The organism is Pseudoalteromonas sp. Z1A6 (genome assembly GCF_011378745.1).
GTDB classification, from domain to species: domain Bacteria; phylum Pseudomonadota; class Gammaproteobacteria; order Enterobacterales; family Alteromonadaceae; genus Pseudoalteromonas; species Pseudoalteromonas arctica.
Genome location: NZ_WTKW01000248.1, coordinates 1 through 6,421 on the forward strand (window position 1 = coordinate 1; position 6,421 = coordinate 6,421).

Sequence of the window (6,421 nt, forward strand, 5' to 3'; positions counted from 1 at the left end):
CTTTTAGAGCATTAAAGCCACGTTACATGAGCGCGAAGTAAATTCGCACCTACAAGTTTGTAGAGCACGGTGGTTTAAACTGCTGTGCTGAATTTTTAACTGTTTGTGATGGGTTTTCACCAAATAGTTGCGTGTAATCTTTAGCAAATTGTCCCGCATGCCAAAATCCCCAATTGGCTGCTATTACTGAAATTGGCTTATCTTGGTTTGGTTTTTTTAGTTCCCGCCTTACATTATTTAAGCGTGTTAAACGTAAAAACCGCAAAGGGTTAATTCCTAAAACACTCTCAAAACTATACTGAAGTGTGCGCCTACTTACAAAGGCAAGCTCGCACAGCTCGGTTATGGTTATTGGGTTTTGTGGATTTGTGGCCACGTAATCTTTTACTTTATCTACTACGGCTTTTCGATGTTTATAACTTGGCGCAATATTTTGTTGTGGATTATCTGCTTGTAATAAGTGTAGTGCCAACATGTTTAGCATATCTTGTTGCGATTCGGTTTTAAGTCCAAAGCCCTTGCCTACAACCATGCTATTAATTATTTGCCTTGCCGTTTGCAATGATGAGTTGCTTACCGATAAGCGAGCTGATTGTGCAGATGATAGGTTTTTCAATGTTACGCCTTGTAGCTGCGCCATATATTCAATTGAATTCCAATCGATTACCAAACCATAAATATTAAATTGCTCAGGGGTTATCAGCTCAAAGTCATTATCACTTGTACGGCACATAAATTGATTACTTGCCACACTTAGACCATTAATCTTACTTTGCTGCGACTGACAAGGAATGCCAAGCCAAACAGAATTGGGGGCGATGTTACATTGCTGACGAAGCGCTCGCTCGGTGTATTCTTTAAACACATGAATATTGACGTAATCTGTTTCTTCAATAAAACCATAAAAGCTGCCGTCGCTCATTTGATCGTATTTTTGCTGCCATTGAGTAAGGCTATGCGCTTGCTCGTCTATATCGTGTGTTTGCACCTTGCTCTTTAGTGGTGCGTTGTAGCTACTTTGCTGCGCCATATAGGGGATGCTCTTTTTCGTTACACTTTTATTATGGTTAAGTTAACACCGCTTTGCGTATGTAACCAATTGAATTGGATTAATAAATAATCTTTTGCCGAAATTCGATAGTTACTTGGTACAAAATAAGCTGTCTTGTAACTATTGAAAATTGATTTATAGCTAAAGATGCAGCAAAACCTATACCAAGGTTTATCATATTAGTTATGTGGAGTAAATCATGGGGCAAGCGTACAGTTACACTTTAGGTACACACACTTATAAATTCAAGAACTTAGCCCAGTTAATGGCTAAAGCAACGCCGCAACGTTCGGGTGATCGCTTAGCGGGTGTCATTGCACAATCAGCACAAGAACGTGCTGTGGCACAAATGACATTGGCCGATGTACCTCTTAAAACATTTTTAAATGAGGCACTTATTCCCTACGAAGATGACGAAATTACACGCTTAATTATTGACGAGCACGATGCCAATGCCTTTATGGCTATTGCACATTTAACCGTAGGTGATTTTCGTAATTGGCTTTTAAGCGACTTTGCAACACCCGCTGTACTTGCAAGTATAAGGCAAGGTATTACGCCCGAAATGGCTGCTGCTGTTAGCAAAATAATGCGCAATCAAGATCTCATATTAATTGCTAAAAAGTGCCATGTTACAAGTGCTTTTAGAAACACTATTGGCCTCCCTGGGCATTTATCTACACGTTTACAACCAAATCATCCAACTGACGATATTAACGGTATTGCTGCATGCATGCTTGATGGGCTGCTATACGGTAATGGCGATGCCGTAATAGGTATAAACCCAGCAACCGACAACGTTGCCCAGGCCATTAAATTAATGACATTAATGGATGATGTTATTCAAAAATACGCCATACCGACGCAAAGCTGTGTGCTTACACATGTTACTAACACTATTGAATGTATAGAAGCTGGCGCACCGGTTGATTTGGTATTTCAGTCGATTGGCGGCACGGAGGCTACTAACTCAAGTTTTGGTTTTAATTTAAATACTTTAGCTGAAGCGCAAGATGCCGCTTTGAGTTTAAAGCGCGGCACTGTTGGCAATAATGTGATGTATTTTGAAACTGGGCAAGGCAGTTCGCTTTCAGCAAATGCGCATCATGGGCTTGATCAGCAAACGTGTGAAGCTCGCGCTTATGCAGTTGCTCGTAAGTTTGATCCGTTACTGGTTAATACCGTGGTGGGGTTTATTGGCCCTGAATATTTGTTTGATGGTAAAGAAATTACCCGAGCAGGACTTGAGGATCACTTTTGCGCTAAGTTACTAGGCATACCGATGGGGTGCGACGTGTGTTACACCAATCATGCAGAGGCCGATCAAAACGATATGGATAATTTGCTAACGCTATTAGGTGTTGCAGGTTGCTCGTTTGTAATGGGAATACCTGGCTCTGACGATATTATGCTTAATTACCAAACTACGTCGTTTCATGATGCATTATATGTGCGTCGAGTTCTTGGCTCTAGACCCGCCCCTGAGTTTGAAGCATGGCTAAGCAAAATGAAAATTATGCAAAGCACTACCGACATCACACTTTCAGATACCTTGCCTCCCGCTTTTGCTAAACCTCTGGGTGCAATTGCTGGAGGTGGCTCATGAAATCACGTTCAAAACCGACCACTCCATTAGATAACTCAATAAATGAGCATAAAAATAACGGTAATGTAGTGCACAACCCTTGGAGTGATTTACGGCGTTTTACCGACGCCCGTATTGGGCTTGGTCGCGCTGGTATAAGTTTGCCAACCTCAGAAATGCTGGCTTTTCAGCTATCTCATGCACAAGCGCGTGATGCGGTGAGTTTTCCGCTTGATATTAACGAAATGACTGAGCAACTAGGCAGTATTAATGCTCTAAAAGAGGTTGCCCCTCCCCTGCATTTACACAGCCAAGCCGTTGACAGGGTTACTTACCTTCAGCGACCCGATTTAGGCCGCAAACTTGATGAAAATGGTAGGCAAGTACTTCTCAGCTATATGAATAAACAAAAGCACACTGCGCAGGCTAAATACGATTTAGCGATTGTAGTGGTTGATGGACTTTCGTCGTTGGCGGTACAAAAAAATGCATACCCATTTATAACAGAGCTATTAACGCACCTTACAACAGACAAGCAATTTAAAATTGCTCCCATTACTTTGGTTGAGCAAGGGCGAGTAGCGATTGGCGACGATATAGGTGAGTTGCTAAATGCGCAGGTGGTTATGGTGTTAATAGGAGAGCGCCCAGGACTTAGTTCGCCAGATAGCCTTGGCTTGTATTTAACATGGGAGCCCAAAACAGGACTTAACGATGCATGTCGTAATTGCATATCGAATATTCGCCCTGCAGGCCTACCTTATACAGAAGCGGCGAGACGCGCACTGTACTTATTACGTGAAGCTAAAAAACTAAAACTAACTGGGGTTAATTTAAAAGACCGCACACAAGATGATGTAATTGAGCATCAGGTTTCAACCACTAACTTTTTAATTGCTGAATAATTTTAATTAAAAACACATGAAATAAAAAATAAAAACTAAACATCAACGGAGAAAGGTTATGTCTACTAATAATAATACAGAGTACCTTGCTAAAAGACAGTTAAAACGGGGTACTGCGGGGTGGTTATTGCTCGCAGGTTTGGGTGTGTCGTATGTAATATCGGGTGACTTTGCAGGCTGGAACTTTGGTATCGCCGAAGCCGGTTGGGGTGGTTTTGCCATTGCTGCAGTATTAATGGCGGTTATGTATTTAGCGCTTGTACTATCGCTTGCTGAAATGTCAGCTGCAATACCTGCTGCAGGCGGTGGTTATAGTTTTGCGCGTCAAGCTATGGGGCCAGCGGGAGGCTATTTAACCGGGCTTGCCGTATTAATTGAATACGCCTTAGCGCCCGCTGCTATTGTTATTTTTATAGGCTCGGCAGTTGAAGCCCTCACCGGATTTAATGGCCCATGGGTATATGCATTATTTTACTTACTATTTGTGGGAATTCATTTAGCGGGCGTAGGAGAAGCGCTTAAAGTAATGATGGTAATAAGTGGTTTAGCGGTATTAGCTATTATTGCAACGGCTTTTGTTTTAATCACAAATTTTGATGCATCGCGCTTATTTGACGTCCCCGTAACCGATGCAGTGGGAGCCAGTGAGTTTTTACCTTTAGGTTGGTACGGGGTTTGGGCTGCATTACCGTTTGCCATGTGGTTATTTTTAGCGGTTGAAGGTGTACCGCTTGCTGCTGAAGAAGCAAAAGATCCCGCTAAAGATGTGCCAAAAGGCATTATTGGTGCAATGATCTTTTTGTTATTTACTGCTTTTTTAGTTGTTGTTTTAGTACCTGGTGCTGGCGGTGCTGCTGCAATGGGGGCAAGTGCTGTGCCTTTAGTTGATGCATTAAATGCATCGGGTAGTGAGGGCTTAGCAACCGTTGTAAATATATTAGGGCTTGCGGGTTTAGTTGCTTCGTTTTTCTCTATTATTTATGGTTATAGTCGCTTAGTGTTTGCTTTATCTAGAGCCGGTTATTTACCTCGTTCGTTGTCTATTACGACTAATCGCAAAGTGCCAGCACGTGCGTTGATTGTACCGGCAGTATTTGGCTTTTTAGTATCACTCAGTGGTGAGGGTGACTTAATACTTGCAATGGCAGTAGTAGGTGCAACGCTCTCGTATGCATTAATGGCGCTGAGCCATATTTTACTTCGCGTTAAACAACCTGATTTACCTCGCCCGTACAAAACTCCAGGTGGCGTAGTTACGTCAAGTATTGCTTTAGTACTTTCGCTTATAGCATTAACGGGTGTGTATGCGTTTGACCCTCGTGCATTTTTATACACTATGGTGCTGTTTATTGTGGGCGCCGCATATTACTTTGGCTATAGCTCAAAACACTTAGTTGCTAAAAGCGCTGATGAAGAGTTTGCAATGTTGGCAAATGCAGAATCTGATTTAGAAATGGCTAAGTAGGTATTAATAGTTATTAAATATAAGTGAGGCTACCCCTCACTCATATTTTTATACGTACAATACGATGTAAAAATGGTGCCTGCATGTAGGCATCAAGTCCCTTCTATACTTTATTAATACCGTTTAAAACTAAAACTTTATGTTGCCGCGTAGCGCTTTGTTTTGCCCGTGTTTAGTTTTTTTATCCATGCGCTTTCGCTGTGAATTACGGCTGGGCTTGGTGGCACGACGCGCTTTATTAACAACGGTAGCACTAAGTATTAAATCTTTTAAGCGCTTAAGGGCATCTTCTCGGTTTAGCTCTTGAGTACGATGGCTTTGCGCTTTAATTATTAAAACGCCTTCTTTGGTAATTCTTGTATCATTTAAGGCTAGCAAACGCTCTTTATAAAAATCAGGTAATTTAGAGCGGTTAATATCAAAGCGTAAATGAATTGCACTGGCTACTTTGTTAACATTTTGACCACCGGCACCTTGCGAACGAATAGCCGTTAGCTCTAGTTCCCATTCATCGATAGTGACAGTATTTGAAATTGTTAACATTGTGTTCAGCTCTATTTGTCAAAAATGTATTATATCATCAGTACATTAGCTTGTGGTGAATGAACTAAATTCTTAGAACTTAAATAAATTCTCATAAATTGTACTATAAAATCAGCCAATATATTATTTTGTGTTGGCAAGTGTTGCTTATTAGTTTCTAATTGGCACAACTTTAATACTAGGAAATGCTCAATGAAAAAAATACTTGTATCACTTAGCTTATTAGCAATGAGTTTCTCAAGCCTTGCAGTAGATATTAACGAAGGTCAACTTCAAAGCTATATGAAAGCACTGCCAGCTGTAACGAGCTGGGCAAGCAGCCAAGAGTCTTTAAAAGACTTAGACTTAGCAAGTATGCTAGGTGGTTCTGCAGATCAAAGTGTTGACGAACAAAGCTCTCTAGCTAATAGCGCACTAAGCATGATTAAAGAGCAAGACCTATACAAAAGCTTCGCGGGTGTTACAGGCCGCTACGGCTTTACACCAGAGCAACTAGTAACTGTAGGTTCTGAAGTATCAATGGCTTATATCGAAAACCTTAAATCGGGTTTATCTGCTGATAATCAAGAAACAGCGAATAAAGTAATGGGCGGTTTTCAAAGCATGAAAAGTGCTAAAGATAAAGGCGCTAGTTCGTTAATGGGTTCGTTTGGTAAATCGTCAAGCGCAGCTGAGGAGTCTACAGAGTCTTTAGTAAGCGAAAGCAACCTTGAACTTGTCAGCGAATACATGCCACAACTACAAAAGCTTTTTGCACTTCTATAAGTTTTATTGTTTTATAAGAAGGTGGCTTTTGCCGCCTTTTTTAATGCCTAATTTTTATATGACTTAGATAAATTACAATATTTTATAAGTAATACTGACCGGGACTA

At 41.0% G+C, this 6,421-nt stretch carries 6 protein-coding genes; 4 read left to right on the forward strand and 2 right to left on the reverse strand.

The genetic code is table 11. From position 1 onward, the window contains the following. Window positions 1–49 precede the first annotated feature (49 nt). Window positions 50–1,030 (reverse strand): helix-turn-helix domain-containing protein, encoded by a 981-nt coding sequence (locus GQR46_RS14485; RefSeq protein ID WP_165741312.1) that lies wholly within the window; start codon window positions 1,028–1,030, stop codon window positions 50–52. Window positions 1,031–1,250: 220 nt separating this feature from the next. Here GQR46_RS14485 and GQR46_RS14490 point away from each other — a divergent pair, with 220 nt between their 5' ends. The 3 genes from GQR46_RS14490 to eat are packed head-to-tail and all read left to right on the forward strand — an operon-like array spanning window position 1,251 to window position 5,006. Further along, window positions 1,251–2,657 (forward strand): ethanolamine ammonia-lyase subunit EutB, encoded by a 1,407-nt coding sequence (locus tag GQR46_RS14490; protein ID WP_165741313.1) that lies wholly within the window; start codon window positions 1,251–1,253, stop codon window positions 2,655–2,657. Then, a complete protein-coding gene (eutC, locus tag GQR46_RS14495) occupies window positions 2,654–3,541 on the forward strand; it encodes an ethanolamine ammonia-lyase subunit EutC (RefSeq protein WP_165728795.1) in 888 nt (295 codons plus the stop codon). Before GQR46_RS14490 ends, eutC begins: the two co-directional genes overlap by 4 nt. Window positions 3,542–3,599: 58 nt before the next feature. Next, complete coding sequence (eat, locus tag GQR46_RS14500) at window positions 3,600–5,006, forward strand: ethanolamine permease (protein WP_024594010.1); 1,407 nt, start codon at window positions 3,600–3,602, stop codon at window positions 5,004–5,006. Between the two features lie 129 nt (window positions 5,007–5,135). On the opposite strand, the gene arfB is transcribed toward eat, so the two are convergent. Further along, window positions 5,136–5,549 (reverse strand): alternative ribosome rescue aminoacyl-tRNA hydrolase ArfB, encoded by a 414-nt coding sequence (gene arfB / locus GQR46_RS14505; RefSeq protein ID WP_007583522.1) that lies wholly within the window; start codon window positions 5,547–5,549, stop codon window positions 5,136–5,138. Between the two features lie 192 nt (window positions 5,550–5,741). On the opposite strand from arfB, the gene GQR46_RS14510 reads away from it, so the two are divergent. Continuing rightward, the gene (locus tag GQR46_RS14510; protein WP_010555231.1) at window positions 5,742–6,314 is read left to right on the forward strand and encodes a hypothetical protein; all 573 of its coding nucleotides are present in this window, start codon (window positions 5,742–5,744) and stop codon (window positions 6,312–6,314) included. Window positions 6,315–6,421: the final 107 nt, after the last annotated feature.

What these genes read in the sequence shown, in the direction of transcription:
- GQR46_RS14485 (WP_165741312.1), bottom strand. Translation starts at nt 1,030, where the DNA reads ATGGCGCAGCAAAGTAGCTACAACGCACCACTAAAGAGCAAGGTGCAA.
- GQR46_RS14490 (WP_165741313.1), top strand. Translation starts at nt 1,251, where the DNA reads ATGGGGCAAGCGTACAGTTACACTTTAGGTACACACACTTATAAATTC.
- eutC (WP_165728795.1), top strand. Translation starts at nt 2,654, where the DNA reads ATGAAATCACGTTCAAAACCGACCACTCCATTAGATAACTCAATAAAT.
- eat (WP_024594010.1), top strand. Translation starts at nt 3,600, where the DNA reads ATGTCTACTAATAATAATACAGAGTACCTTGCTAAAAGACAGTTAAAA.
- arfB (WP_007583522.1), bottom strand. Translation starts at nt 5,549, where the DNA reads ATGTTAACAATTTCAAATACTGTCACTATCGATGAATGGGAACTAGAG.
- GQR46_RS14510 (WP_010555231.1), top strand. Translation starts at nt 5,742, where the DNA reads ATGAAAAAAATACTTGTATCACTTAGCTTATTAGCAATGAGTTTCTCA.